This is a genomic window from Xanthomonas sp. WHRI 7065 (assembly GCF_040203115.2).
GTDB classification, from domain to species: domain Bacteria; phylum Pseudomonadota; class Gammaproteobacteria; order Xanthomonadales; family Xanthomonadaceae; genus Xanthomonas; species Xanthomonas arboricola.
Window position 1 is genome coordinate 1,605,731 of record NZ_CP168194.1, and the last position, 26,016, is coordinate 1,631,746.

The 26,016-nt window shown below is 66.7% G+C and carries 25 protein-coding genes; 10 read left to right on the forward strand and 15 right to left on the reverse strand.

From position 1 onward, the window contains the following. Positions 1 to 7 precede the first annotated feature (7 nt). The 7 genes from ABQY64_RS06870 (at position 8) to ABQY64_RS06900 (ending at position 7,001) form a co-directional block, all read left to right on the forward strand. Positions 8 to 1,048: an NAD(P)/FAD-dependent oxidoreductase gene (locus ABQY64_RS06870; protein WP_374151360.1), complete on the forward strand. Its 1,041-nt coding sequence runs from the start codon at positions 8 to 10 to the stop codon at positions 1,046 to 1,048. 184 nt (positions 1,049 to 1,232) lie between these two features. Continuing rightward, complete coding sequence (locus ABQY64_RS06875) at positions 1,233 to 2,810, forward strand: cryptochrome/photolyase family protein (protein ID WP_349779119.1); 1,578 nt, start codon at positions 1,233 to 1,235, stop codon at positions 2,808 to 2,810. 139 nt (positions 2,811 to 2,949) lie between these two features. Next, the gene (nagZ, locus tag ABQY64_RS06880) at positions 2,950 to 3,954 is read left to right on the forward strand and encodes a beta-N-acetylhexosaminidase (protein ID WP_024938024.1); all 1,005 of its coding nucleotides are present in this window, start codon (positions 2,950 to 2,952) and stop codon (positions 3,952 to 3,954) included. Next, positions 3,954 to 4,508 carry a hypoxanthine-guanine phosphoribosyltransferase gene (locus ABQY64_RS06885; RefSeq protein WP_016903731.1) on the forward strand — a complete coding sequence of 185 codons (555 nt, stop codon included), beginning with the start codon at positions 3,954 to 3,956 and terminating at the stop codon, positions 4,506 to 4,508. Before nagZ ends, ABQY64_RS06885 begins: the two co-directional genes overlap by 1 nt. 86 nt (positions 4,509 to 4,594) lie before the next feature. Continuing rightward, a complete protein-coding gene (locus ABQY64_RS06890) occupies positions 4,595 to 5,347 on the forward strand; it encodes an S-methyl-5'-thioinosine phosphorylase (protein WP_065046540.1) in 753 nt (250 codons plus the stop codon). An 87-nt stretch (positions 5,348 to 5,434) separates the two neighbouring features. Continuing rightward, positions 5,435 to 5,641: a cold-shock protein gene (locus ABQY64_RS06895; RefSeq protein ID WP_003488188.1), complete on the forward strand. Its 207-nt coding sequence runs from the start codon at positions 5,435 to 5,437 to the stop codon at positions 5,639 to 5,641. Between the two features lie 94 nt (positions 5,642 to 5,735). Next, positions 5,736 to 7,001 (forward strand): NAD(P)/FAD-dependent oxidoreductase, encoded by a 1,266-nt coding sequence (locus tag ABQY64_RS06900; protein ID WP_349779118.1) that lies wholly within the window; start codon positions 5,736 to 5,738, stop codon positions 6,999 to 7,001. A 32-nt stretch (positions 7,002 to 7,033) separates the two neighbouring features. Here ABQY64_RS06900 and pdeM read toward each other — a convergent pair whose 3' ends face one another. From pdeM to ABQY64_RS06955, 11 genes are all read right to left on the reverse strand, one after another. Further along, positions 7,034 to 7,678 (reverse strand): ligase-associated DNA damage response endonuclease PdeM, encoded by a 645-nt coding sequence (pdeM, locus tag ABQY64_RS06905; RefSeq protein ID WP_349779117.1) that lies wholly within the window; start codon positions 7,676 to 7,678, stop codon positions 7,034 to 7,036. Next, entirely contained in the window at positions 7,668 to 10,160 is a 2,493-nt protein-coding gene (locus ABQY64_RS06910; RefSeq protein WP_349779116.1) for a ligase-associated DNA damage response DEXH box helicase, read from the reverse strand. The genes pdeM and ABQY64_RS06910 overlap by 11 nt, the downstream gene beginning before the upstream one ends. Next, positions 10,157 to 11,761, reverse strand: a complete 1,605-nt coding sequence (locus tag ABQY64_RS06915) for an ATP-dependent DNA ligase (RefSeq protein WP_349779115.1) — start codon at positions 11,759 to 11,761, stop codon at positions 10,157 to 10,159. Before ABQY64_RS06915 ends, ABQY64_RS06910 begins: the two co-directional genes overlap by 4 nt. Then, positions 11,758 to 11,991, reverse strand: a complete 234-nt coding sequence (locus ABQY64_RS06920; protein WP_349779114.1) for a hypothetical protein — start codon at positions 11,989 to 11,991, stop codon at positions 11,758 to 11,760. Before ABQY64_RS06920 ends, ABQY64_RS06915 begins: the two co-directional genes overlap by 4 nt. Continuing rightward, positions 11,988 to 12,998 (reverse strand): ligase-associated DNA damage response exonuclease, encoded by a 1,011-nt coding sequence (locus ABQY64_RS06925; RefSeq protein ID WP_024938017.1) that lies wholly within the window; start codon positions 12,996 to 12,998, stop codon positions 11,988 to 11,990. The genes ABQY64_RS06920 and ABQY64_RS06925 overlap by 4 nt, the downstream gene beginning before the upstream one ends. 329 nt (positions 12,999 to 13,327) lie before the next feature. Further along, positions 13,328 to 13,693, reverse strand: coding sequence for a hypothetical protein (locus tag ABQY64_RS06930; protein ID WP_016903723.1), 366 nt, complete (start codon positions 13,691 to 13,693; stop codon positions 13,328 to 13,330). Continuing rightward, complete coding sequence (locus tag ABQY64_RS06935) at positions 13,690 to 14,247, reverse strand: polymer-forming cytoskeletal protein (protein ID WP_039809913.1); 558 nt, start codon at positions 14,245 to 14,247, stop codon at positions 13,690 to 13,692. The genes ABQY64_RS06930 and ABQY64_RS06935 overlap by 4 nt, the downstream gene beginning before the upstream one ends. A gap of 96 nt (positions 14,248 to 14,343) precedes the next feature. Continuing rightward, positions 14,344 to 16,053: a diguanylate cyclase gene (locus tag ABQY64_RS06940; protein WP_349779113.1), complete on the reverse strand. Its 1,710-nt coding sequence runs from the start codon at positions 16,051 to 16,053 to the stop codon at positions 14,344 to 14,346. A gap of 116 nt (positions 16,054 to 16,169) precedes the next feature. After that, on the reverse strand, positions 16,170 to 16,496 hold the full coding sequence (locus ABQY64_RS06945) for a hypothetical protein (RefSeq protein WP_016904095.1): 327 nt from the start codon (positions 16,494 to 16,496) through the stop codon (positions 16,170 to 16,172). A 238-nt stretch (positions 16,497 to 16,734) separates the two neighbouring features. Further along, positions 16,735 to 17,076 carry a hypothetical protein gene (locus ABQY64_RS06950; protein WP_349779112.1) on the reverse strand — a complete coding sequence of 114 codons (342 nt, stop codon included), beginning with the start codon at positions 17,074 to 17,076 and terminating at the stop codon, positions 16,735 to 16,737. A gap of 122 nt (positions 17,077 to 17,198) precedes the next feature. Beyond that, positions 17,199 to 18,374 (reverse strand): thiolase family protein, encoded by a 1,176-nt coding sequence (locus ABQY64_RS06955; protein WP_047125720.1) that lies wholly within the window; start codon positions 18,372 to 18,374, stop codon positions 17,199 to 17,201. A 186-nt stretch (positions 18,375 to 18,560) separates the two neighbouring features. On the opposite strand from ABQY64_RS06955, the gene ABQY64_RS06960 reads away from it, so the two are divergent. Further along, a complete protein-coding gene (locus ABQY64_RS06960) occupies positions 18,561 to 21,416 on the forward strand; it encodes a S8 family serine peptidase (protein ID WP_349779111.1) in 2,856 nt (951 codons plus the stop codon). A 55-nt stretch (positions 21,417 to 21,471) separates the two neighbouring features. Here ABQY64_RS06960 and ABQY64_RS06965 read toward each other — a convergent pair whose 3' ends face one another. From ABQY64_RS06965 to ABQY64_RS06975, 3 genes are all read right to left on the reverse strand, one after another. Next, entirely contained in the window at positions 21,472 to 22,572 is a 1,101-nt protein-coding gene (locus ABQY64_RS06965) for a Glu/Leu/Phe/Val dehydrogenase dimerization domain-containing protein (protein WP_349779110.1), read from the reverse strand. Positions 22,573 to 22,727: 155 nt separating this feature from the next. Further along, a complete protein-coding gene (locus ABQY64_RS06970; protein ID WP_349779109.1) occupies positions 22,728 to 23,978 on the reverse strand; it encodes a 2OG-Fe(II) oxygenase in 1,251 nt (416 codons plus the stop codon). Between the two features lie 183 nt (positions 23,979 to 24,161). Then, entirely contained in the window at positions 24,162 to 24,689 is a 528-nt protein-coding gene (locus ABQY64_RS06975) for a M48 family metallopeptidase (RefSeq protein ID WP_349779108.1), read from the reverse strand. A gap of 175 nt (positions 24,690 to 24,864) precedes the next feature. Between ABQY64_RS06975 and ABQY64_RS06980 the strand changes: the two genes are divergently transcribed. Beyond that, entirely contained in the window at positions 24,865 to 25,038 is a 174-nt protein-coding gene (locus ABQY64_RS06980) for a DUF1328 domain-containing protein (protein ID WP_003489471.1), read from the forward strand. 177 nt (positions 25,039 to 25,215) lie between these two features. Here ABQY64_RS06980 and ABQY64_RS06985 read toward each other — a convergent pair whose 3' ends face one another. After that, positions 25,216 to 25,470 (reverse strand): DUF2789 domain-containing protein, encoded by a 255-nt coding sequence (locus tag ABQY64_RS06985; RefSeq protein ID WP_024938008.1) that lies wholly within the window; start codon positions 25,468 to 25,470, stop codon positions 25,216 to 25,218. 131 nt (positions 25,471 to 25,601) lie between these two features. Here ABQY64_RS06985 and ABQY64_RS06990 point away from each other — a divergent pair, with 131 nt between their 5' ends. Further along, positions 25,602 to 25,868 (forward strand): DksA/TraR family C4-type zinc finger protein, encoded by a 267-nt coding sequence (locus ABQY64_RS06990; RefSeq protein WP_024938007.1) that lies wholly within the window; start codon positions 25,602 to 25,604, stop codon positions 25,866 to 25,868. Positions 25,869 to 26,016 lie beyond the last annotated feature (148 nt).

Sequence of the window (26,016 nt, forward strand, 5' to 3'; positions counted from 1 at the left end):
CGGCGTGTTGCAACGGCCTGCCGCTGACGAGATGACGCGGCCCACTCCATCGAAGACGGTTGCGGTGATCGGCGCCGGGCTGGCCGGGCTTGCCTGCGCGCAACGGCTGCAGGCTTCGGGATGGACCGTGACGTTGTTCGAGCAGGGCGACCTGCCCGGCGGACGCATGCGCAGCTGTGGCGGCAATGGCTGGCAGTGCGATCACGGCGCGCAGTATTTCACCGCCCGCGACCCGGCGTTTGCCGCGGTGGTGGAGGCATGGATCGCGCGCGGTGACGCGGCGGTCTGGCCTGCGCGCGTCGCCAGCTGGGATGGCGCCGACATGCGTGCGTCGCAGGGCGGGTTGACGCGCTTTGTCGGCGTGCCGGACATGGGCGCACCGGCGCGTGCGCTGGCGGCGCCCCTGAATGTTCGGTTGGGCGCCTCTGTGCGATCGCTGCAGCGCAGTGGCGACACCTGGCAACTGGAGGTGACAGAAGACGGAACGACACGCAACTGCCGCTTCGACACCGTATTGCTGGCGGTACCGGCACCGCTTGCAGCTGCATTGCTGGCGGACAGCGCGCCCACGCTGGCGACGACGGCCGCCAACGCACGGATGCTACCGGCCTGGGCGGTGGTGCTGCGTTTCGACATGCCGGTCGACCCCGGGTACGACGCCTTGTTCGTCAACGCCGGTCCGTTGCGCTGGGTGGCACGCAACGCCAGCAAGCCGGGCAGGGATGGCGTGGAAACCTGGCTGCTGCATGCCACTGCCGACTGGAGTCGGGCGCATCTGGACGCAACGCCTGAAACAGTGATTGCCAGCGTGTTGCCCGCGTTGGCCGCGCTTGGCCTGCCCCTGCCGCAGTCCTGCGATGCCTATCGCTGGACGGTGGCCAGCACTGAGCCCGCCTTGCAGCTCGGCTGTGCCTGGGATGCGCCGCTGAGCATCGGCATCTGCGGCGACTGGTTGGCCGGTGGCAAGGTCGAAGGGGCCTGGCAAAGCGGTGTGGCCTTGGCTGCGCGTGTGTGTGTCGGCGATGCCGCCTGCAGCGGGCAGGAGTGATGCGGTGGCATGCGCGGCGGGAAATGCGCTGGCGTGTCGATGCAGAACGCGTCTGCACGCCAGGCCGTTCGCCAACGCAAACGGGCCGCGCAGGCATGGCAGACCATGTGCCGCTATGCAGTGCGCGCGCGCGTGCGACCTCGATCGTTGCGATGCTTTGTGTGCGTGCACGCGTCCGGCATAGATGAGCGACCCCGACGCGACCACATCCGAGCGTCACCCGCAGCCAGCTGCGCGCACGCTGCGCCTGGTCCTGGGCGATCAACTCAACCCGCAACACAGCTGGTTCGATGTCACCGATGCGGGCGTGGTCTACGTGCTGATGGAAGTGCGCGAGGAAACCGACTACGTGCTGCACCACGCGCAGAAGATCCTGGCGATCTTCGCGGCGATGCGCGCGTTTGCCGCGCGCCTGCGGCAGGCCGGTCATCGGGTGCGTTATGTGGCCATCGACAACCCCAGCAATCGGCAATCGATTCCCGCCAATCTGGACGCGCTGATCGCGCATTACCGCGCCAGCCAGCTGGAGTACCAGGCGCCGGACGAATGGCGGCTGGACGAAGCATTGCAGCACTGGTGCGCGCGGCAGCCGTTCGCCACGCGCATGGTCGACAGCGAACACTTCCTGACCGAGCGCGATGAGGTGGCCGGGTGTTTTCGCGCTGGCGGCCAATGGCGCATGGAAGTGTTCTATCGAAAGATGCGCCGCCGGCACCGGATCCTGCTTGATGCCGCAGGCGAGCCGGAAGGCGGACGCTGGAATTTCGATCACGACAACCGTGCGCCATGGCCAGGCGATCCGCCCGCACCGCAGGAGTGGCGCGCAGCGCACGATCACCGCGCGCTGTGGCGCTGTATCGAGGCAGCCGGGGTGCGCAGCTTCGGTGCGCCGAATGCCGATGCGCTGCCGTGGCCGCTGGACCGCGACGAAGCCTTGCGGCACCTGGATGCCTTCGTTACGCATGCGTTGCCACACTTTGGTCGCTACGAAGATGCGATGAGCACGCGCAGCCCGCGGCTGTTCCATTCGCTGCTGTCGTTCGCGCTCAACGTCAAGCTGCTGCATCCGCGCGAGGTGATCGCGCGCGCGGAGGCGGCCCTGCATGACGGGCATGCGCCGCTGGCATCGGTGGAAGGCTTCATCCGCCAGATCCTGGGCTGGCGCGAGTACGTGCGCGGCGTGTATTGGTCGCAGATGCCCGGTTACGCGCTGTCCAATCGGCTCGACCAGCATGCGCCGCTGCCGCACTGGTTCTGGGATGGGCAGATCGGCATGCGCTGCCTGGCCGATGCGATCGGCAATTCGCTGGCCAACGCGCATGCGCACCACATCCAGCGGCTGATGGTGATCGGCAATTTCGCGCTGCTGGCGGGGCTGGACCCGCAGGCCCTGCATCGCTGGTACCTGGGCATCTACATCGATGCGTTCGAGTGGGTGGAGCTGCCCAATACGGTCGGCATGAGCCAGTTCGCCGACGGCGGCCTGCTCGGCAGCAAGCCGTATATCAGCGGCGCGGCCTATATCGACCGCATGAGCGATTACTGCGGTGGCTGCCGCTACCAGCGCAAGGTACGGGTGGGCCCGCAGGCCTGCCCGTACAACGCGCTGTACTGGGATTTCCTGGCGCGGCAGCGCACGCTGCTGGGCGCCAACGAGCGCCTGGCGCTGCCGTACCGGCAGCTCGACGCCATGGCACCGGAGGTACTGGAGCAGGTGCAGGCGCAGGCCGCGCATTGGCGGGCGAATCTGGAGGTGCTTTGAGCTGCAGCCGAAGCGCAGCGACCGGGCCGAGACGGCCCGAAACATGGGCCTGCCTGAATGCGCGATCTGACGCTGCAACGCGCATCTGCGACAATGCCGCGCTGCGCCAACGTGGCGCCTGGCCCGGGAGTCCCCCAACATGCTTCTGATCGGCGTTGCCGGTACCGAACTCAGCGCACAGGAACGCGACTGGCTGCAGCACGACGCGGTCGCCGGCGTGGTGCTGTTCAAGCGCAACTTCGCCTCGCGCACGCAGGTGGCCGAGCTGTCCGCGTCCATCCGCGCGGCCGCCCCGCGCCCGGTGCTGATCTGCGTGGACCAGGAAGGCGGGCGCGTACAGCGCTTTCGCGACGGCTACAGCGCCCTGGCGCCGCTGCAGAGCTTCGGCGCGCAGTATGCGCAGGACCCGGAGGCCGCGCTCGCTGCGGCGCGCGCGCATGCGCAGCTGATGGCCAGCGAAGTGCGTGCCAGCGGCGTGGACCTGAGCTTCGCACCGGTGGTGGATCTGGGCCGTGGCAACCGCGCCATCGGCGATCGTGCCTTCAGCGATGATCCGCAGATCGTGGCCAGCTTCACCCGCGCCTATGTGCAGGCGCTGCACGGTGCCGGCATGGCCGCCACGCTCAAGCATTTCCCCGGCCACGGCACCGTGCTGGAAGACACCCACGTCGACCATGCCAGCGACCCGCGTCCGCTGGAGGTCCTGCTGGCCGAAGATCTGCTGCCGTTTATGGCCGGCATCGAGGCCGGTGCCGACGCGGTGATGATGGCGCACGTGGTCTACCCGCAGGTCGCCCCGGAACCGGCCGGCTATTCGCCGCGCTGGATCGAGCAGATCCTGCGCGGGCAGCTGGGCTTTCGCGGCGTGGTGTTCTCCGACGACATCGGCATGGCCGCCTCGTTCAGCGCCGGCGGGGTGGCCGGCCGGGTGCATGCGCACCTGGATGCCGGCTGTGACGTGGTGCTGGTCTGCCACCCGGAACTGGTCGACGAATCGCTGCAGGCCGTGCAGGGCCGCAGCCTCAATACCGCAGCATTGATCGGCCTGATCGGCCGCGGCGCGCTGGGCTGGGATGGCCTGCTCGCCGGCTCCGACGCCTCATTCACCACTCCCCTTTCCGCCTCTTTCGGAACAACTGCCTGATGTCCACGCTCACCATTTCCCAGGCCCTGGCCCAAGCCGATCTGCTGGTCGACCGTCCTGCCATCGATGCGGCGGTCGCCAGCATTGCCGACGCGATCGCGCGCGACTATGCCGGCGAAGTGCCGGTGTATCTCACCATCATGCACGGCGCGTTGCCGTTCTCCGGCCAACTGGCGCTGGAGCTGGGCGCACGCGGCCAGGACCTGCAGTTCGATTACCTGCATGCCACCCGTTACCGCGGCGAAACCACCGGCGGGGAGCTGGTGTGGAAGCACCGTCCGGCCACTGCGCTGTTCGGTCGCCGGGTGATCCTGGTCGACGACATCCTCGACGAGGGCTACACGCTGCAGGGCGTGCGCCAGTGGTGCCTGGAGCAGGGCGCCACCGACGTGCGTGTGGCGGTGTTGACTGTCAAGCGTCACGACCGCTGCGTGCCTGGCGTGGCCGCCGACTATGTCGGCGTGGAAGTGGCCGACCGTTACGTGTTCGGCTTCGGCATGGATGTCAACGAGCAGCTGCGCGGCATTCCCGCCATCTACGCGATGAAGCAGTAACTGCCGCAGTTTGCCCGCGTCGCTGCGGGCAGCCCGGCGCGCAGGCCTGCGCGTCACCATCCTGTCTTTCGTTGCAGAGGTTGCTTGTGTCCTCCACTTCCATCGCATTGGCCGTCATCGGCGGCACCGGCGTCTACAAGCTCGCACAGCTGGATCAGGTGCAGACGCACGACATCGAAACACCGTATGGCGCGCCCTCCGGCCCGATTCGCGTGGGCATGTTGCTGGGCCACCGCGTGGCATTCCTGGCGCGCCATGGCGAAGGCCATTCGCTGCCGCCGCATAAGGTGAATTACCGCGCAAACATCGCTGCGCTGCAGCAAATCGGTGCGGAGCGGGTGCTGGCGCTTAACACCGTAGGCGGCATTACCGAGCAGTTCGGCCCGCGCGTGCTGGCGTGCCCGGATCAGCTGATCGATTACACCTGGGGCCGCGTGTCCACCTTCTGCGAAGAGCCGGGCAGCGAGGTGCAGCACGTGGATTTCGGCCATCCGTATTCGCCGATGTTCCGCAGCAAGGTCATCGCCGCCGCCAAGGTGACCGGCGTCACGATGGTCGCCGGCGGATGCTACGGCGCAACCCAGGGACCACGACTGGAAACGATTGCAGAGATCGCCCGCATGCGTCGCGACGGCTGCGATCTGGTCGGCATGACCGGCATGCCCGAAGCAGCTCTTGCACGCGAAAAAGGCCTGGAATATGCATGCTTGGCGATCGTGGCCAACTGGGCGGCCGGCTGTGGCGACGCGCAGGAGATCACCATGGCGGAGGTGTTGGCCAACGTCGATGCCGCTTCGTCCGGATTGCCGGAGCTGATCGGCGAACTTGCACGCGGGTGATTGTCATCAGGGCATAAGCTTTGCATACTCGGCGCGTACGCATCGCCGTACACCACCCATTAATTATTGCAAAGGTCTCGCATCACCATGCCGAACGGTACCGTCAAGTGGTTCAACGACGCCAAGGGATTTGGCTTCATCTCACCGGAGGACGGCAGCGCCGATGTCTTCGCGCACTTCTCCGCGATCAACTCCAAGGGCTTCCGCAGCCTGCAGGAAGGCCAGCGCGTCAGTTATGACGTGACCCAGGGCCCCAAGGGTGCCCAGGCTTCGAACATCACGCCGGTCGAGTGATGTGACTCGATTGTGCGGTTGAAGAACCCCGCCACGGCGGGGTTTTTTTTGCATCGGCCCATGCGGGGTCTGTGCCGTCCAGGGAGCGAAGGACATGCAGCGAGCATTGCGCATTGCGGTAGTGGGTTATGGAACGGCGGGGCAGGCACTGGCCGTGCTGCTGGGCGCCGACGGGCACCGGCTGGACGTGTTCGAACGTGCCGCCACGCCCGGGCCGGTGGGAGCGGGCTTCCTGCTGCAGCCCAGCGGGTTGCAGGTGCTGTGGAAGATGGGCTTGCTGCCACAGGCGCTCGCGCATGGCGCACCGGTGCGCCGGCTGTATGGCGAAACACCGTGCGGACGCGCGGTGATGGACATGCAGTACCGCGATCTGGATGCGCGGCTGATGGGCCTGGGGATGCAGCGCGGCGCCTTGTTTACGCTGTTGCGCGAGGCCTGGCCAGATTACGCGCAGTTGCATGTGGATACCCAGATCACCGCGATCGATCACGACGGCGCGCGCGTGCAGGATCAGCGCGGGCACTGGCACGGCCCCTACGATCTGATCATCGCCGCCGATGGATCTGCATCGAGCTTGCGCGCGCAGGCGCAGGGCACGCGGCTGGATCGGATGTATCCGTGGGGTGCGCTGTGGTGCCTGCTGCCACGCGATGACTGGCCGTTTGTCGATGAGTTGCGCCAGCGCTATATCGGCGCGCGCAAGATGATCGGCCTGCTGCCGGTGGGCACGCGCCCGGGCGACGCCACCCCGCGGCTGAGTTTTTTCTGGAGCCTGCCGTGCAGCGATTTTGCCGCGTGGGAACAGCGCGGCATTGCCGCATGGCGGCAGGAGATTGCGCAGATGTGGCCGGATGCACATGCACGTCTGGAGACCGTGCAAGTGCATGGTGCATTGGCGCGTGCGAGTTATCGCGATGCGGTGGTCACGCGCTGGCATCGCGGCCGCTTCGTGCTAGCCGGCGATGCCGCGCATGCGATGAGTCCGCAGCTGGGGCAGGGCGTCAACATGGCGCTGCTGGATGCGTTGGCGATGCGCGATGCCCTGCGGGTCGGCGCCGATCTGGATGCGGCATTGCAGCACTATCAGCGCGAGCGACAGGCGCATGTGGCGATCTATCACCGCTGGAGCCGTTGGCTGACGCCGTTGTTCCAATCCGAGCGCGATCTCTGGGCGCACGGGCGCGATCTGCTGCTGCGCCCGATGGGACGCGTGCCCGGCGGACGCGGACATATGTTGCGCGTGCTCAGCGGTACCCAGCACGGCTGGTTCGGCAAGCTGGCGCTGGCGCCGGACTTTGTGGACGCGTTGGCGCAACCGGTGCCGCGTGTTGCCGTCAATAAGGCCGAAGCTGCCGCTTAGAAGAAGCGCCGGCCCAGGTAGGGTTGCGCCCGCTAACGCACCGGCAATGCCAGCGCATCGTCTTCCACGCAGGCGACCAGGCGCTCGCCCTCGATCAGCGTTGGCACGATACCCGCGGTGAAATGCGAGAAGGCCGGCAGGATGGTGACGCGCTCGCGCAACCAGAACGCCGGCCAGCGACGCGACATGCCGGGCAGCGCGGCAAGTGGATGCAGGTGCCCGCACAGCACATGCCCGGTCGGATGCGGCAGCGGATCGTGGCGCAGCACGAAGGGGCCATCTTCGACCTGTTCGCCGGCCGCTTCGATGTGCAGATCGGCGCCTGCCAATGCGCGGTCGTGATTGCCGCGGATGGCGATCACGCGCAACGCGCAGTGATGCTCGCGCCATGCGCTCCAGCGGCGGTGCCAGGCCGCGCGCGGTACGGGGCCGTGCAGCAGGTCGCCGAGGACCCATAACGCGTCCACCGTGCGCTGTTGCAGCAGCGCATCCAGCCGCTCCAGATCGTGCGCAGTGCCGCCGGCCGGCATGCCGATGCCGGCGCGACGGAACACATCGGCCTTGCCCAGATGCAGGTCGGCGATCAGCAAGGCGCGTTGCGCCGGTCGATACAGCGCGCGTTCGCCCAGCAGTTCCACTGTTTCGCCGGCCAGCTGCAGTTGCACGCTATCGCCCATGTTTACGCTCCAGTTGTTCGGCAGCGCGCAGCACGCGGGCCTTCCAGTCTTCGGTACTCAGTTGGCCGCGCACGCGTTCGGCCCATAATGGAAACGACAATGGGGTGAGGCTGCGCGGTTTGCACAGGCGCAGTTCGCGCCGCGCGCAATCTTCCAGTGCATGTGCAAGCCGCGCCAGTTCGAGCTGGCCTTCGAACACTTCGCGCTCGGCCTGGGCAAGCAGCAGGTGATCGGGATCGAAACGTTGCAACACGTCGTACAGCAATCCGCTGGAGGCCTGCAGCTGACGCAGGCTGCGTGGTGCACGGCCGGGCAGCGATGGCGACAGCAAGCCGGCCACGCGCGCGATCTCGCGGAACTGGCGGCGTGCCAGTTCGCCCAGGTTGAGGCTGTCGCGCAGATCGGCAAACAGGCCCTCCGGCGACAGCAGCGCCTGCAGGATGCTCGCATCGAGTTCCACATCCTGCGCCGGTGACAGTACGAATCCGTAATCGTTGGCAGCAAAACTGAAGGTATTGCGCTGACGCCGGCCCCAGCGCGCTGCCAGCAACGCGGCCAGCCCTTCGTTGACCTGGCGGCCGGCGAACGGATACACGAACACGTGCCGGCCATCGCGCGCCTTGATGCTTTCCACCACTAAATGATCCGGGCCGGGCAGCGAGGACAGCGAGGCCTGCAGGCGCAGCAACGGCGCCAGCGCCTGCATTTCCGGCGCATCGCCGGGATCGGCAAACACCGCTTCGACCTCGCGCCCCAGGGCCGACGACAACGGCATGCGCCCGCCCATCCATTTGGGCACCACGCCGCTGCCACCCTTGGCCACGCGCACGTAGGCGGTCATGTCTTCCAGCCGCACCAGCTCCAGCAAACGGCCGGCAAACTGAAACCGATCGCCACGGCGCAGGCGGCCGACGAACTGCTCTTCCACCGCGCCCAGGCGGCCGCCGCGCAGGAACTGCACGCGCACGCTGCCGTCGCTGGTGATCGTGCCGATGGACAGGCGGTGCCGCAGCGCGACGCGCCGGTCGATGACCCGGTACACGCCTTCCTCGTCGCGCACGACCTTGTGGAAATCGGGGTAATGCGCCAGCGCGCTGCCGCCCTGCACGATGAAGTCCAGCACCGCCTGCCAGGTGGCGTGGTCCAGCGCCGCAAACGCATCGGTGCCGCGCACCTGCTCGAACAAGGCATCGGCCTGAAAACCGCCACCCAATGCCAGAGTCACACAGTGCTGCGCCAACACGTCCAGCGACAGGCGCGGTGGCGGCCGTGCCTCGATCTGGCCATGCATGATGGCGCGCCGCGCAGCGGCGTATTCCACCAGTTCCAGCGCATGCGAGGGCACGCACACCACATGCCCGGATTCGCCCGGACGATGGCGTGCGCGGCCGGCACGTTGCAGCAGGCGCGCAATGCCCTTGGGACTGCCGACCTGCAGCACCTGATCGACAGCGGGGAAATCCACGCCCAGGTCCAGGCTGGAGGTGGCGACCACGCAACGCAGGCTGCCGTCGCGCAGGCCTTGTTCGGCCGCCGCGCGCAAGGACGGGTCCAGCGAGCCGTGATGCAACGCGAGCGTGGCCAGATCGTCCGGCCACACCGCACTCAAGGCCTGATGCCACAACTCGGCCTGGGCGCGCGTATTGGTGAACACCAGGCTGGTGCGCTGCTGCATGATCTTCTGCAGCACGCGCGCCAGTTGCGCCAGACCCAGATGCCCAGCCCACGGAAAGCGCTCGCCGCTGTCGGGCAACAGCGTCTCCAGGGTCATCGCGCGGGGTTTGACGCCCGACACCAGCGCAGCATCGGGGCGATGCGGCAACAGCACGTCGCGCGCCTGCGCCAGGTTGCCCAGCGTTGCCGACAGGCCCCAGATGCGCAGCTCCGGCGCCCAGCCACGCAGCCGCGCAAGGCACAGCTGCAGCAGCACGCCGCGCTTGTTGCCGAGCAGCTCATGCCATTCGTCGACGATCACGCAGCGCAGCGCCGACAGCTGCGGCGCGGTGTCGGGATACGACAACAGCAAGGCCAGCGATTCGGGCGTGGTGACCAGCACATCGAGCTTGCCGCTGCGCGCCAGCCGCTTGTCGCGCGCGCTGGCATCGCCGGTACGCAGGCCTACCTGCCAATCCAGCCCCAGGGCCTCCACCGGCTCGCGCAGCGCGCGTGCGGTATCGGCGGCGAGTGCGCGCAGGGGCGTGATCCACAGCACCTGCAGCGTGCGCTGCTGTTGGCGTCGCGTGGCCGTGGCGGGCTTGCTCGCCGGCTTGCGTCCACGCGTAGACAAGGCCTCCAGCAGCGGCCCACCGAAGGCTGCCAGCGTCTTGCCGCTGCCGGTAGGCGTATGCAGCAAGCCGGACTCGCCAGCGAGATAGCGCTTCCACACATCGCGTTGAAACGGCAACGGCGCCCAACCGCGCTGCGCGAACCAGGCACGCCATTCTTGCAAGGGCGTGCCGCGTGTCTGCGCCGCAGCACTCACCGTGCCAGCGCCTGCAGGCTGCTCAGGTGGTCGGCCTCGCTCATCGGCTTGTCCTGTCGCCAGCGCAGGATGCGCGGGAAGCGCACCGCAATACCGGACTTGTGCCGCGCGCTGCGGTTGACCGCTTCGAACCCCAGTTCGAAGACATGGTGCGCGGTTACCGCACGCACCGGGCCGAAGCGTTCGGTGGTGTTGGCGCGGATCCAGCGATCCAGTTGCAGGATTTCCTTGTCGTCCAGCCCCGAGTAGGCCTTGGCGATCGGCACCAGCTGGCCCTCGTGCCACAGCCCGAAGGTGTAGTCGGTATACAGCGTGCTGCGGCGGCCATGGCCGGCCTGCGCGTACAGCAGCACCGCATCGATGGTGAGCGGGTCGATCTTCCATTTCCACCAGTCGCCGCGGCGGCGGCCGGACTGGTAGCTGGAGCTGGCGCGCTTGAGCATCAACCCTTCCACGCCGCGCTCGCGCGCATCCAGGCGCAGCTGCGCGGCCGCCTGCCAGTCGCCGGCCTGCACCAGCGGCGAGGCGACGATGCGCGGGTCGGCGAGCGTGCTCAGCACGCCTTCCAGCAATGCGCGACGCTCCTGCAAGGGGCGCTCGCGCAAATCCTCGCCATCGAGTTCTAGCAAGTCGTAAGCGACCACGCGCGCCGGTGCCGCCGCCAATGTCTTCGGCCCGGGCTTGAGCCGCTGGATGCGCGTCTGCAAGGCGGTGAACGGCATCGGCAAGGACTGTTCCGGTTGCCAGGCCAGCAGCTCGCCATCGATGACCGTGCCGTCGGGCAACTGCAGCGCGGCCTGTTCGATCTCCGGGAAACGGCCATCCAGACGTTCCTCGCCACGCGACCACAACGCCGCTTCGCCAGCGCGCCGAATCAGCTGCAGGCGAATGCCGTCCCACTTCCATTCCAGCAACCAGTTATCGACCGCGCCCAGCGTTTCGACCTCGGCTTCGAGTGGCGAGGCGAGAAAGAACGGGTAGGGCTGCTGACGATCGCCGGGCAGTTCCTCGGCAGTCAGCAGGGTTGCCAGATAGCCCGGATGCGGCCGCCAGCTGCCGAGCATGCGCTGTGCAATGCGCGCGATCTCTATCCCGGACATCTCCGCCAGCGCCTGCTGCACCAGTCGCTGCGATACCCCCACGCGCAGGGCGCCGGTGAGCAGTTTGTTGAACACCAGGCGCTCGTCGAAGGCCAGGCTGCGCCACGCCTGCACGATGCAGGCCTTGCGCACCTCCACGTCCTGGTTGGCGATCGGCAGCAACCGCTGTTCGATCCACTCGGCCAACGGCAGATCGGCCGCCTCGGTGATCGGGTCGTCCAGCAACAAGGCCAGGGTCTCGGCCAGATCGCCGACATGGTCGTAGCTGTCGGCGACCAGCCAGTCGGCGATGCCGGCGGTGTCGGTGATCCATTCGCGCAGTTCGCCGCTGCTGGCGATGCGCATGCGCGTGCTGGCTACCTTGCCACCGGCCAGCAGGTACAGCGCCCACGCCGCATCGAACGGCGGCGCACTGCGGAAATACGCGACCAAGGCCGCACGCTTGTCGAGCGTGCCGGTGCTGCGATCCAGGGTGCGGTACAACGCGGCAAATCGCTTCACGCCGGGCCCTGCAGCTTGGTGCGGTTGTCGGCAGCACGCAGCTCCAGCGCGCGCCGCGTAAATGCGCCCAGACAACGCGGGCGCCGGTAGGGCCGTGGCGGCCCGATCGCCGCCGCCGGCAGTGCGCGATGCACGCGAAATGCCAATGCGTGGCGACGGAACGCGAGTGCGCCGGTCAAGCGGATCCGTGGGCGCGCGCGCGCATAACGACGTGCGGGCAAGGGGTTCATTCCTCGGCTCCGAAATCGGTACGGAAGGCTTCGGCAGCGACGCCGCGTTCCAGCAGGTGCTGGATCAGGGCATCGGTGTTGCCGTGGGTAGCGATCACCCGCCGTGCGCCGGTGTCTTCGATGGTACGCAGCAGGTCCGGCCAGTCGGCATGATCGGACACCACAAAACCGCGGTCGTAATTGCGTCGGCGGCGATTGCCGCGAATGCGCATCCAGCCCGATGCGAAACCCTGTTGCGCGTGCCGGAAGCGACGGATCCAGGCGCTGCCGGCCGCCGATGGCGGCGCCAGGACCAATTGCCCGGCATAGTCGGCGCCACGCGCGTGTTCGCTGACCGGTTGGGTGTCCAGCATCGGGATGCCGGCCTGGCGATACACCTCCACGCCCACTGCGATCGCGCCATGCAGCAAGGCTGGTTGCGTATCCCAGGCGCGCAATTCCGCCAATACGCGTTGCGCCTTGCCCAAGGCATAGCAATACAGAATGGCGGCCTCGCCACGTTCGGCGCATTCGTGGCGCCAGGCGACGATGTCGGCCGCGACATCGGCGGTATCCGGCCAGCGATACACCGGCAGCCCGAAGGTCGCCTCGGTGATGAAGGTGTCGCAGGGCACCACTTCGAACGGCTTGCAGGTGGGATCGTGCTGGCGCTTGTAGTCGCCCGATGCAACCCAGACTTCGCCATCCACCTCGATGCGCACCTGCGCCGAGCCGAGCACATGCCCGGCCGGATGCAACGACACCCGCGCGCGTCCCAGGTCGAAGGCTTCGCCGTCGGCATGCGTGTGATAGACCTGCTCGCCCAGGCGCCACTGCAGGATTGGCAAGCTCTCGTGCGTGCAGTGGTATTCGCCCATGCCGCTGCGTGCGTGGTCGCCATGCCCATGCGTGATCACCGCACGCGGCACCGGTCGCCAGGGATCGATATGGAAGTCGCCCTGCGGGCAATACAGGCCTTCGGGGCCAAGCACCACCAGATCGCCAAGTTGTCCGTTGCCGTTGCGCATGCGGCAACTCTGGCCAAGCCGGTGTGCAGATCCTGAGAATGGGAATGGCACGCATCGACGCACCACTGCGCCAAGGCCTGCAGATCGCAATCGCTAGTCGAGCCAGTGCGCGATCAAGACAAGGCCATCGACTCGATCAAGCGCCTGGCGTGGCATGAGCTGGCCTTCAATGCAGCACGCACGCCGCCAGCTCGCGCCGACTAATCAGTCAGCACTCGGAAATCGAACACCCACGCAGGCGCTGGCCCGCATCATCCACCCCGACTCCCGACTCCCGACTCCCGACTCCCGATTCCCCAATCCCCAATCCCCAATCCCCGCCCCAACCGCTAATGCCGCGACCGCCGCCCAGGCGAACGCACCGCAGTCGCCTCCACCGCCAGCGTAAAGCCGCGCTCCTCGCCGCCCTGCATTGCGCCGACATCCACGACCTGGCGCCGAATCTCCTCGCCCTTGCCGTTACGCACCACCACCACCACGGTGTATTCCCATGGATCGCCATCGGCGGGATGGCGAATGGTGCCGTCGACCTTGAGCGGCACGATCGGTGCCGGCTGTGCGTGCTGCGCCGCCGCCGAGTCAAAGCGCAGGTGGTGCTTGCACGCAGGGCAGACGCTGGCGCTTTCCAGGATCGTCGCCTTGCAATGCGGGCAGCTGCGCGTGGCACCGGGCGTGCCCGGGCGGGGCGCACTCATGTGGCGTCGCTGTCTCCGCTGACGACCGGCTTGGCCGCAACGACCGGTTTGCCGGTGTCCTCGCCCCAGCCAAAATCGGCCTGGCCGCGCATGCGCGCACCCGAGGCCACGGTCAGGCTGCCGGCCTTGACGTCGCCGACCAGCACGCCGGAGGTCTGCAGCTCCACCTGCGCGGCCGATTCGATATTGCCCTCGAGCTCTCCGGCGATGATCACCTTGTTGGCGCGCACGCCGCCATTGAGCTTGGCGCCGCGCTCGATGGTGAGATCGCCTTTGACGTTGACATCGCCCTTGAAGCGACCGGCCAGGCGCACGTGACCGGCACCCTCGATCTTGCCTTCGATACTGATGTCGGCGGCAATCAGCGATTCCTTGGCCTCGCTCTGGCGCTGCGGTGTGGCCGCGGCGGGTGCGGCGCTCGGTGGCGCGGCAGCGGGCACTGGCGGTGCCGGGCTGGCCTCGGCAGTGAACAGCCGCCCATCGGCAGCCGGGACCTCAGGGGCTGCGGGAACGCCGTCTTTCTTGTTGGGACCTTGATCGCGCCACATCGACATCGGACTGCCTCGCTCGGGGGTCAAAACCGACTATCGCCGCGCGGACCGATCTTTTGTGTGACGGGTTACGCAAACCAGCACCGATGGCGTGCGTGCTCAGTCCACTGCGGGCGTGGCGGCGCCATGCCGCTCGACCCGGTTACGACCGCCGTGCTTGGCGACATACAAGGCTGCATCGGCCTTCTGGATCAGGCTGGCTCCCAGCTCGCCATCGACCGGGAAGCTGGCCACGCCGATCGAGGCCGTCACCCGCGGCAACGAACGTGGGCCGTCGCTGACTGCCAGGGTCGCGATATGGCCGCGGATGTCCTCGGCCACGCGTAGCGCCTCGACCCCATCAGCCTCGGGAAGAATGACCGTGAACTCTTCGCCGCCGTAGCGGCAGGCGACGTCTTCGGCACGCAGCCGGGTCAGCAGCAACTCGCCCAGCGCCGCCAGCAGCAGATCGCCGCCGGCGTGGCCCTGGCTGTCGTTGAATTGCTTGAAGTGGTCCACGTCCAGCATCAGCACCGACAACGGCAGGCCGCGGCGTGCGCAGCGCGCAAGTTCGTGGCTGAGCGATTCTTCCAGATAGCGGCGGTTGTACAGCCCGGTCAGCGGGTCGCGAATCGACTGCCGGCGCAGCGATTCGCGCAGGCGCAGATTGCTCAGCGCCAGCGACAGCTGTTCGGCAGCCGCCTCGGCGATTTCCAGGCGTGGCATCGGCCCCGGACCCGGCGAAGACAGGAACAGGAAGCCGAGCTGGGTACCTTGCGCGGACATCGGCAGGCATGCGGTGGTGACGGCGCTGCCGTGCTCGGGCGCACCGATATGCGCACACATTGCGTCCCGGCCCAGGTCGTCGACGATGTGCGGTTGACCACGGCGCAGCGCCCAGCATTCTTCGGGCAGCAGATGCGGCGCGCTGTGCACCAGCGGCTCGCCCCAGTGGCTGATCGCTTCGGCGCGATCCTGCGAGGCACGCAGCAGATACACGCTTCCGGCAACGCCCGGCAGCAGGCTGGCCAGGGTGCGGCTGCTCACCATCAGCGCCTCTTCTGCGCTGATGCAGCTTTGCAACAGGCCGGTATAGCGGCTGAGCAGATTGAGATCGGCGGTACTGCGTTGCAGCGCAACGACGCTGTCGCCCAACTCGCGATTGGCTTGCGCTGCCCGTTTCTCGGCCTGCGAGCGATGCCGCAGTTCGCGCATCAGCAAGGCATAGACGGTGCCGACCACCGCCAGCCCGAACGGGATGCCGGCCAGTGCCAGCACCAGCAGCAAGGCCGCACTCTGCCGGCTGCTTTCGGCCCGTTGCGTCAACAGCTCCTGTTCGCGTTGCACCATGGTCAGCGCCTGCTCGCGGATCGCGCTGGTGGTGCGGAAGGCGGTCTGCCGGATGCCGGCACGCGCTTGCTCCAGGCCCTGCTGCGAATACACGTCGAGCACGTGCTGGATCTGCTGCAGGCGCGTTTCCACTAGCCGTTGCAAGGTGTCCAGGTGCTGCACCTGGCCGGGGTTGTCGGCAATCAGGCGACGCAGATTGTCGAGCAGGATCGGCAGGCGCTCGACGCTGGTTTGATAGTCGAGCAGATAGGCATCGTTGCCGGTGAGCAGAAAGCCGCGCTGCGCCGATTCGGCATCCAGCACGCGCGCCTGGATCTCGTCGACCCGGCCAATCACTTCATGCGTATGCGAGACCAGCGCTGCATCGGCCAACGAGCGGCGGGCACCGACAAAGATGCCGACACCAATGGCGATGAAGATCAGGGCAGAGAATGCCAGCGCCAGCTGGTTGCGACGGCGCGCAGTAAAAGAGGAGGGCATGGACGAATGCTAGCCTGCCAGCCTCGACAACACGAGGTCGCTGTTGGCGGGAAACAAGCGCGCCGGCCCAATTTGGCCGGCGCGTTCGCAAACTGCTGATACGGTCACACGGTCAATCAATGCTGCGGATGTTCGGCGTCGTGCTTGTCGGCGTTCTGCTCGGCCTTGTTGGCCATCTCGCGGGTCTTGTCGGCGGTGGCGTCTGCGGCATTGGCGGTTGCGCGGCTCGCATCGGCGGCCAGTTCGCGTGCAGCCACGCGTGCATCGGCGGTGGCGGCCTTGGCCTGCACGGCGGCGCGATCGGCAGCTTGTTCGGTCGCAGCCGCGGCGTGCTTGGCAGCGGAGGCGGCATCGCGTTGCGCCTGCTCGGCGTCAGGGCCCTGGCAAGCGGCGAGGGTGAGAGCTGCGATGGCGCTCAACGACAGCATGCGGATCGTCTTCATGGGTGGTCCTGTTCCTGTTCCGGTGTTGGAAGAGCGAGCTTATGCACGGGCCGATGCAGCCGGCGTCAATGCGCGGCCGGCCATTCAGCCAATGGGCGGTATGCGCAGTACACGTCGCGACAGGGGCAGGTTCGATGCAGGAACGGCAACGCTGGCCAGGCGCTTATAAATCGCGGGCAAAGAAAAAGCCGCTGGAAACCAGCGGCTTTCTCCGAACTCGCTTGGAGCTAAGAAGTGATTACTTCTTGGCTTCTTCGGCGGTGTCCTTAGCAGCTTCGGCGGTGTTTTCAGCCGTCTTGGCAGCGTCGGCAGCCTGCTCAGCAGCAGCGTCGGTGGCGGCGCCGGAAGCAGCCTGGGCAGCGTCAGCAGCGGTGTCAGCCGAAGCAGCGGCGGTGTTGGCAGCAGCCTGAGCGGAGTCAGCCGACTGCGAGCCCGAGGCAGCAGCCTGGTCAGCAGCGGTCTGAGCGTCGGCAGCAGCTTCGTTAGCCGAAGCAGCAGCGTCCTGAGCCTGTTCCGGCTTCGAGCAAGCGGTCAGGGCCAGGCCCAGAGCCATTGCGATCAGCAGCTTGTTAATGGTCATTGTTTCAATCCTCGTCGTTAGATTAGGCAACGCGCTATTGCGCGCCCCCGACATGATGACGGTCCAAAGACCAGTGTCAAGCGTGCGCGCATTCAGTTTTGCAAAATCGCCGTTAAAAACAATTAAATCAATTCGATAGCGATGGCAGTCGCCTCGCCGCCGCCGATGCACAGGGTCGCGATTCCGCGCTTGCCACCGCGCGTGCGCAACGCATTCACCAATGTCACCACCAGGCGGGCACCGGATGCGCCGATTGGATGGCCCAAAGCGCAGGCACCGCCGTTGACGTTGACCTTGTCGTGCGAAATGCCCAGCTCGGCGATCGGCGTCATCGCCACCACCGCGAATGCTTCGTTGATTTCGAACAGATCCACCTCGTCCAGTTGCCAGCCGATCTTGCCGATCAACTTCTGGATGGCAGCGACCGGCGCGGTGGTGAACCACTCAGGTTCCTGCGAGTGGGTGACATGCCCCACGATGCGCGCCAACGGTGCGATGCCACGGCGCTGCGCCTCGTCTGCGCCCATCAGCACGGTGATCGCCGCGCCATCGGAGATGCTCGACGAGCTGGCGGCGGTGACGCTGCCGTCCTTCTTGAAGGCCGGCTTCAGGGTCGGGATCTTGGCGATGTCGGATTTGCCAGGTTGCTCGTCGCTGTCGACGACCACCTCGCCCTTGCGCGTGGCCACGGTGACCGGAACGATTTCATCGGCGAACGCACCGCTGCGCTGGGCAGCCTGCGCGCGTTCGACCGAGGCGATTGCAAACGCATCCTGATCGGCGCGGCTGAAACCGAACTTCTCGGCAGTGGCCTCGCCGAACACGCCCATCGCCTGGCCGTCGTAAGGGTTGGTCAGACCATCCCAGGCCATGTGGTCGACCGCCTGGAAGTTGCCGTAGCGGTTGCCGGTGCGCGAATTAGGCAGCAGATGCGGCGCATTGCTCATCGACTCCATGCCGCCGGCGACCACGATGCTGGCCGAGCCTGCCTTGATCAGATCGTGTCCGAACATGATCGCCTTCATGCCCGAGCCGCACACCTTGTTGATGGTGGTGGCGCCGGTGGAGGTGGGGATGCCTGCGGCAATCGCCGCCTGACGCGCGGGCGCCTGGCCCAGGTTGGCCGGCAGCACGCAGCCAACGATGACTTCTGAAATGTCGGCCGGCGCGACGCCGGACTGCGCCAGCGCGCCGCGGATCGCAGTGGCGGCGAGCGTCGGCGCCGGCACACCGTTGAATTGACCAAGGAACGAGCCGATGGCAGTGCGTTTGGCAGCAACGATGACGATGTCGGACATAAAGGAGATACCGTTTAAAGTGAAACGATTATCTGCCTCATGCTCGGTTCGCGCCAGCACGCTCCCGGCGCTGCGACATTCGCTACGCAATCAGCTGCGACAGCCGTGTGAGGATGCAGTATAAAGACGGCGTTCGGGCCCGGGATTGGGCCCTATCCATGGAATGGGTTCGGGGAGAACATCCAAATGAAGAAGATAGACGTCGCCAGGACTGTCCTGGCTTCGGCGTTGGCCGTGGCATTGACCGCGTGTGGCGGCGGTGGTGGGGGCGGTGGTATCCGTCCGAGTACACCGACGGCACCGCCACCGACGTCGCCACCGCCGCCACCGCCGCCGACTTCACCGCCACCACCACCGCCTCCGCCGCCGGTGGTGGCACCGCCGACGACCCCGGAACCCGCATTCGACGCGCATCTGGCGCTGACCAACGCACGCGCTGCGCAGGCATTGGGGTTCACCGGTGCGGGCTATCGCATCGGCGTGATCGATACCGGCATCAATACCAATCATCCGGCCTTGCAGGGGCGGGTCAGCGACAGCTTCATCTATGTGGATCCGCGTACCAACAATGTCGCTGCGGGCGATGTGGTGGGCCACGGCACGGTGGTCGCGCAGCTGGCAGCCGGGCGCGCAGTGGGCCAGTGGCCGGGCGGCATCGCCAGCGGCGCCGGCCTGGTGTCGGCACGCATCATCAGCGACGAAGCGCCGGACGATGACGGCAGCGGCGAAGGCAACGAGGTCGACGGCCCGCTTGGTCTGGGTCCGGTGCATGCCGATCTGATCAGCGCCGGCGTGCGCATCATGAACAATTCCTGGGGCGGCCTGTATTGGAACGACCCGGCGGTCACCAACCAGATTGCACAGGAATACCGGCCGTTCGTCATCGGCAACGATGGGCTGGTGGTGTTCGCGTCGGGTAACGAATCGCGAGCGCAACCCTCCGATACCGCCGCGCTGCCCAGCCAGCTGGGCCCGAATGGCACGCTGCCGGCCGCCGATCTGGAGCGCGGCTGGTTGGTCGTCGCTGCGCTGGATACCGCCAATCCTACGCAGCTGGCCTCGTACTCCAATGCCTGTGGCGTGGCGATGCGCTATTGCCTGGTGGCGCCGGGCACCTCGATGTTCCTCGACCCCGATGCGACCGCCAGCAATATCCGCTACTTCTACGGCAGCGGCACCTCGTTTGCGGCGCCATTGGTCTCCGGTGCGGCTGCGCTGGTGTGGCAGGCGTTTCCGTACTTCAGCAACGATCTGGTGCGGCAGACGCTATTGGGAACGGCCACCGATCTGGGCGCGGCCGGCGTCGACCCGACCTTCGGTTACGGCCTGCTCAACGTCGGCAAGGCGGTGCTGGGGCCGGCGCGTTTTGACTGGGGCACGGTGGATGTCACCGTAAACACCTTGCGTTCCACCTGGGCCAACGACATCAGTGGCACGGGCGGCCTGACCAAACGCGGCACCGGTACGCTGGTGTTGAGCAGTGGCGCCAATACGTTCAACGGCGACACCCAGGTGCTGGGCGGCACCTTGCAGACGGCCAGTCTGCAGAGTGCGCGCGTTGGTATCGCCAATGGTGCGACGTTGATCGGTGCGGGCAGGATCGGCGGACGCGTCGATAATGCCGGCACCCTGCAGGTCAACAGTGCGACGCTGTCGATCGTGGGCAATTACACCCAGGCCAGCAACGGTCGCCTTGCCTTGAACGTGGGCGACCGGGTGAACGTGACCGGGACCGCGACGATTGCAGGTGATCTGCAAGTGCTCGGCCGCCGCAATTACGTGGTCGACAACGCGACCTACACGCTGTTGCAGGCCAGTAGCGGGTTGCAGGGCACGTTCGACACGCTCAGCCGCGGCGCGGCGGTGACCTTCCTGGATGCCTCGCTGACGTACGACAGCAATACGGCTTACCTTGCCTTGCGCAGCTTGAATGCCACCGCCGTCGCCGCCACGCTGGGCATGACCGGCACGGCAGCGATGGATTCGGCAATCCGCGTCGAGCAGGCGTTCCAGCAGGTGGATGCGCAGCAACTGCAGGGCACTGGCGGCATCAGCAGCGGGTTCATCCACGCCGCAGCGGCGTTGCAGCAGTCGCCGGATGCCAAGGCTGCCGCCGATTCGCTGCGCAGTCTGTCCGGCCGCGCGCATGCCGAGTCGGCAGCGATGACCTTCGACACCATCGATCTGGGCAGGCGTGCGTTGGCCTCGCATTTCGATGGCTTGTCGCAGCAGCCGCGCATGCTGGGCGTCTGGCAACGTGCGCTCGGTGGGCCGGGCGAGGGTGGCGTGACCACTGCGGGATTTGCCACCTCCGGTTGGATAATGGGCAACGACCTGCGCCTGGCGTCGGGCGCAGTTACCGGCTTTGCCTTCGGCGAAACGCGCTCCAACAGCCTGGGCGATCTGGACGGTGCACGCGGGCGCGATCGGCAGGTGCAGGGGCAGCTGTACTGGGGTACTACGTTGGGGTCGGCGTACACGCTGAGTCAGTTGGGTTTCGGCAACGTCAACCGGCAGATCGAGCGCAGCCTGCAGTTGGGCGAAGACCGCAGCAGTGCCTTCAGCGACTACAGCGGCAGTTACCTCAGCGGCAACCTGGAAACCGGGTATCGCCTGGGTGGCGCGCGCGCCAGCCTGACGCCCTACATGGGGCTGGATTATGTGCGTCTGCGCAGCGAGGGATTCCGCGAAAGCGGTGGCGACGGCTTCGGCTTGCGTGCCGATGCCAGCACCTCCTCGCGCACCCAGGTGCTGGCCGGCCTGCGTTCGTCCTATCGCTGGCGCGGCGTGCAGCTCGGCGGTTATGCCGAATGGCAGCAGGCGTTGAGCAGCGAAGGCCTGACGCTGGATGCCAGCTTCATCGGCGTGGACGCATGGGCGCCGTTGCGCGGCATGCAGCCGGCGCGCTCGGGTGGTCTGTTCGGCATCACCGCGGCCGCGCCGTTGGGGCCGCAGAGCCAGTTGCGCTTCGGCTACGACCAGCGGGTGGGCGAGCGCGGTGACGATCGTGCGCTGAGCCTGCGTTACAGCGCCGATTTCTGATCGGCGCGCCTGATCGGTGGTTCACCTGTCCAGGCAAGATGCCTGGACAGGTGGGTCACTCGCCGCGCAGCTTGTGCAGGAAGCGCGGTGCGGTGCGGCCCAGCGGCAGTTTGAGCTTGCTGATGGCCTCCATACGCGCCTCGGCAATCTGGTCGGCCGCCTGCTGCGGCGCGACGCCCAACCGGGAGGACAGGTCGAAGACCTTTTCCAGGTTGTGATAAATGCTGCGGATCAGGCGCATCGCACGTTCGCGGTTGTAGCCGTCGATCTCCAGCGACACGTTCATTACGCCACCGGCATTGACCACGTAATCGGGCGCGTACAGGATGCCGCGCTTGTGCAGCTCTTCGCCGATGGCGGCGCTGGCGAGCTGGTTGTTGGCAGTGCCGCAGATGATTTTGGCCTTCAGCCGCGGCAGCGTGTCTTCGTTGATTGCCCCTTCCAGCGCGCAGGGTGCGAATACATCGGCCGGCACCTGGTAGATCTCCTCGATGCTGACCGCTTCGGCACCGTATTCGGCCACCGCGCGATCCACCAGCGCCGGGTTCAGATCTGCCACATAGAGTTTGGCGCCGCGTTCCTTGAGCAGCTTCACCAGCTCCATGCCGATATGGCCCAGGCCCTGGATCGCAATGCTGGCTTTGCCGACTTCCTCGTGGCCGAGCCTGCGATTGAGCGAGGCCATCAGCGCCTGCAACGCACCGTAGGCGGTGAACGGGGCCGGGTCGCCGGAGCCGCGATGCACCTGGTGCACGCCGGTGACGTACTCGCTCTCCAGGTAGATCTGTTCCATGTCGTTGACGTCGGTGCCGACGTCTTCGGAGGTGATGTAGCGCCCGCCCAGGGTGTCGACAAAACGGCCGAATGCGCGGAACAGCGCCTCGCTCTTGTCACTCTTTGGGTCGCCGATGATCACCGCCTTGCCACCGCCGACATTCAATCCCGCCAGCGCGTTCTTGTAGGTCATGGTGCGGCTGAGCCGCAGCGCATCGTCCAGCGCCGCCTCGCTATTGGGGTAGGGGCGCATGCGCACGCCGCCCAGCGCGGGCCCGAGACGGGTGCTGTGCAACGCGATGATCGCTTTCAGGCCGGCGTCGCGGTTGTGACAGAAAATCACCTGCTCGTGGCCGGTGGTGTCGAGGGTTTCGAAAAGCATCGAAGGCTCCGCGGGGCTGCGTGATGTGCCTTCCCTGAGGCCGGGCCGAAACCCGTGCAATGGGAAACAAAAACGCGACGTCTGCAGACCCTGTCCGATCACGTCGCGCTGCAACATTTTAAACCACGTCGGCGGGGGCTAGTGTATGAATCTGTTCACCAATGCCGATAGCGCTGCTGCCGGAACCACAGCGTTCCCAGCCATTTGCTCCCTGCGCTGACCGGCAGGCCGGCGTGCAGCGAGTCCGGGTCGGGGCGGCCATCGGCATGCAGATTGTCGAAGCACACCACCGACCCGGCATGTGGACGCACGCGCACGCCCGCGACCGGGAAGTCGGTGTCGCCACCCGCGTCGACGTCGTTGAGGTAGACGCAGGCGGTGCGCAGGCGATTGCCGGCAGTGGGGCGGTCGGCGGCGATGGTGCCGGGCGGCAGGTAGTCGCGATGCGCGCGGTACTGCTCACCCGGCGCGTAGCACAGCACCGACAGCGCTTCGGCATGGGTCAGCGGCAGCTGCGCACAGGCCGCCACGCGCGCCTGCGCCGCACGCGCGGCAAAGTCTTCGAGGATGGGGTCCAGGGTGGCGCCGCGGCTGGTGCGGATCGGCGCGCGGCGCGTGCTTGCATCGTCGGGGTCGACCACTTCGGAGGCGCGCAGGTGCGGCCGCGCCAGCAACATCAACAGGCGGCACTCGTCGGCAGACAGCACGCCGCAGACTTCTTCGATCATGGGCGCATCGTGGCGGCGCGTTGCGACATGTCGGGCAGCGAAACGGATGCGCGGGTCGTCGACGAGCGGATCCGGCGGCGTGATCTGCACGGCAGGCGCCGCGGCGATACCCAGCGGCTGCAATTGCCGCAGCAGCTGCGCCGCGGCGTCGGGTTGCGGCGGGACGCCTTCGCCACGCAGCAGGCGCTCGGCCAGTAGCGCCGCAGCCAGTGCGTCACCGGCTGCCGCGGCGCGCTCCAGCAAGGCAACGCAGTTGCGTTGCTGCGCGGGGTGATCGATCCGGCCGTGCTGGATGGCCAGCGCGCGCAGCGCAGGCGGGTAGTTGGCTGCGGCCGCTGCATGCAAGCGGGATTGCGCCTGCGTGTCGAGCACCAACAGGGCGTCGGTGACGGCCACGGTCGCCAACAGATAGCGCGCTGCCGCAACATCCTGGCGCTCGGCGTGTTGCCAGTGTTCCTGCGCACGGGCCAGGTCCACCTCGCAACCCACACCGTAGGCCAGCATGCGGCCGGCTTCGATCTGCGCGCCGGCATCGCCTGCGGCCGCACTGCGCGTGTACCAAGCCAGCGCCTGCTCGGGCTGCCCGGTACGCACCAATGCATGTGCCAGCGCCGTCATTGCCGCGGGTTGGGCGGTCTGTGCGGCCTGGGTGAGCTGCTGGAGGGACGGTGCCTGCATGGAGGCATTCTAGGAGAGGCCGGCAACCCTGTCGTGCCTGATCCCAGGCGGGCGCCGCTGCGGCCCGCTTAGGTCGATGGCGGCCTCGCCGAGATCAATGCAGGTCGTGCATCCCCGGCGGGCGACCGGTCGCCACGGACCGGTGGTCGCGGCGATGGGCTGCCTCGTCTAGCCGGTGCGCGATCACGCGTCCGCGGACAGCGCCAGGTGGGTCAGATACAGGCGCAGGTCGAACTCCAGTTGGTGGTAGTCCGGGCTCATGTGGTTGCACAGCTGGTAGAAGGCCTTGTTGTGATCGGCCTCTTTCAGATGCGCCAGCTCGTGGGCGACGATCATCTGCAGGAACGGTTCGGGCGCATCGCGGAAGATCGAGGCAATGCGGATCTCGCGGCTGGCCTTGAGCCGGCTGCCGTGGATGCGCGAGATCGCCGTATGCGTGCCCAGCGCATGCTTCACCACCTGCAGATGGTTGTCGTAGAGCGCCTTGTGCAGGGTGGGCGAGGAGCGCATGTAGCGCTCCTTCATGGCCTTGACGTAGTCGTACAACTGCCGGTCGGTCCGGATGCTGTGGCGATCCGGGTAGCGGCGTGCCAGCACCAGGGCAAGTTTGTCCTGCGCGATCAGCTCGCGCACCTGATCCAGGACTGCGGGCGGGTAACCGGCGAGATAGCGAAGAGTGTCCATGCCAATCGATTGCTGCGAGCTGCGCATGATCGCCGATGCAGGCGCTGCTGGCGAATCTGCACGCCCGAATGTGGCGTCATGTGTCAGACGTATTCACGAATGCGGCACACCCGGATGCGTAGCGTGCAGCGCATGTTTTGCGGCACCACTGCGCAAGCACACGACTGAACACGGCACCGTGCCGGATGAGGAGACAACAAACATGATCAAGTGGGCCATTATTTTCGCCATCATCGGACTGATTGCCGGTGCGCTCGGGTTTGGCGGCATGGCGGGCGCTGCAATGGGGATTGCCAAGTTCCTGTTCTGGGCCGGCATCATCATCGCCATCGTGCTGTTCGTGCTTGGCATGACGATCGCCAAAAAGGTGACCTGACGCCCGAGGCGTGCATCGGCATGCGGTTCGCATGCCGGCTACATCGCCCGGAGTGCAAAGGAGCGGCCAGTGGCCGCTCCTTTTTTTTTTTATTCCTGCAAGCTAATCAACCAACAAAACGACAAGCCGGCCGCGAGCGAGGTCTAGCGCAGGGCACTCGCTGCATTCTTGCGCGGGTCAGACGCCCGTGTCTTCGGCAGTGGTGTGCAGGGCGATATTGAGTTGATCAATGGTCACGATCCAGTCTGCATCGTCGAGGCGTTCTTCACGCAGCAGCTGCGCCTGCGCCGGTGTCCAGAAGGGCGCTTCCTCCAGGCGCATGTCGCCCGGCAGCGGAGAGTGTTCGTCGATGAAGCTGCGGATGCTGACCTCATCCGACGGCAGGCCCAACTGGGCGAATAATTCGGAGAACGGGTGGACGTGTTGTTCCATTGCGACTTCCTCGAAGAGTGCGAATGGGCGGATGCTAAAGCACCTGATTTGAGCGCGCTGTGCACGTCCGGCTTGGATTTGCCCGGGCGCATGCCCATATTTGAGTTCTGAGCAGACAAGCCGAGGCGAACATGGCGACCGGATGGGCAGGTGATGGCGCGGTGCAGGACCAGATCGATGCGACCGTCGAGGATGCGATCAAGCGCGCGCGGAGCCAGCTGCATCAGGGCCCGAGCCTGACTCACTGCGAGGAGTGCGATGCGCCCATTCCCGAGGCGCGCCGCAAGGCAGTACCGGGCGTGCACCTGTGCGTGAACTGTCAGCAGGCGCACGACCAAGAGCAGGCGGCGCAAGGCGGCTACAACCGTCGGGGCAGCAAGGACAGCCAGCTGCGTTGATTGCCACGCGGCTTCAGGGCAACCGGTAAAACGACTGCGCTTGCCGCCAGGCGGCTGCGGCCATCGCTTTGATCTACATGCGACATTCGCACGTCGTGTCCTTGCGACGCTCCGACCGAGTCACCCGATAACGGCTGATGACGTCTTG

Coding starts and splice junctions, on each gene's coding strand:
- ABQY64_RS06875 (WP_349779119.1), top strand. CDS start 1,233: ATGAGCGACCCCGACGCGACCACATCCGAGCGTCACCCGCAGCCAGCT.
- nagZ (WP_024938024.1), top strand. CDS start 2,950: ATGCTTCTGATCGGCGTTGCCGGTACCGAACTCAGCGCACAGGAACGC.
- ABQY64_RS06885 (WP_016903731.1), top strand. CDS start 3,954: ATGTCCACGCTCACCATTTCCCAGGCCCTGGCCCAAGCCGATCTGCTG.
- ABQY64_RS06895 (WP_003488188.1), top strand. CDS start 5,435: ATGCCGAACGGTACCGTCAAGTGGTTCAACGACGCCAAGGGATTTGGC.
- ABQY64_RS06900 (WP_349779118.1), top strand. CDS start 5,736: ATGCAGCGAGCATTGCGCATTGCGGTAGTGGGTTATGGAACGGCGGGG.
- pdeM (WP_349779117.1), bottom strand. CDS start 7,678: ATGGGCGATAGCGTGCAACTGCAGCTGGCCGGCGAAACAGTGGAACTG.
- ABQY64_RS06920 (WP_349779114.1), bottom strand. CDS start 11,991: ATGAACCCCTTGCCCGCACGTCGTTATGCGCGCGCGCGCCCACGGATC.
- ABQY64_RS06925 (WP_024938017.1), bottom strand. CDS start 12,998: ATGCGCAACGGCAACGGACAACTTGGCGATCTGGTGGTGCTTGGCCCC.
- ABQY64_RS06930 (WP_016903723.1), bottom strand. CDS start 13,693: ATGAGTGCGCCCCGCCCGGGCACGCCCGGTGCCACGCGCAGCTGCCCG.
- ABQY64_RS06935 (WP_039809913.1), bottom strand. CDS start 14,247: ATGTCGATGTGGCGCGATCAAGGTCCCAACAAGAAAGACGGCGTTCCC.
- ABQY64_RS06940 (WP_349779113.1), bottom strand. CDS start 16,053: ATGCCCTCCTCTTTTACTGCGCGCCGTCGCAACCAGCTGGCGCTGGCA.
- ABQY64_RS06945 (WP_016904095.1), bottom strand. CDS start 16,496: ATGAAGACGATCCGCATGCTGTCGTTGAGCGCCATCGCAGCTCTCACC.
- ABQY64_RS06950 (WP_349779112.1), bottom strand. CDS start 17,076: ATGACCATTAACAAGCTGCTGATCGCAATGGCTCTGGGCCTGGCCCTG.
- ABQY64_RS06955 (WP_047125720.1), bottom strand. CDS start 18,374: ATGTCCGACATCGTCATCGTTGCTGCCAAACGCACTGCCATCGGCTCG.
- ABQY64_RS06960 (WP_349779111.1), top strand. CDS start 18,561: ATGAAGAAGATAGACGTCGCCAGGACTGTCCTGGCTTCGGCGTTGGCC.
- ABQY64_RS06965 (WP_349779110.1), bottom strand. CDS start 22,572: ATGCTTTTCGAAACCCTCGACACCACCGGCCACGAGCAGGTGATTTTC.
- ABQY64_RS06970 (WP_349779109.1), bottom strand. CDS start 23,978: ATGCAGGCACCGTCCCTCCAGCAGCTCACCCAGGCCGCACAGACCGCC.
- ABQY64_RS06975 (WP_349779108.1), bottom strand. CDS start 24,689: ATGCGCAGCTCGCAGCAATCGATTGGCATGGACACTCTTCGCTATCTC.
- ABQY64_RS06980 (WP_003489471.1), top strand. CDS start 24,865: ATGATCAAGTGGGCCATTATTTTCGCCATCATCGGACTGATTGCCGGT.
- ABQY64_RS06985 (WP_024938008.1), bottom strand. CDS start 25,470: ATGGAACAACACGTCCACCCGTTCTCCGAATTATTCGCCCAGTTGGGC.
- ABQY64_RS06990 (WP_024938007.1), top strand. CDS start 25,602: ATGGCGACCGGATGGGCAGGTGATGGCGCGGTGCAGGACCAGATCGAT.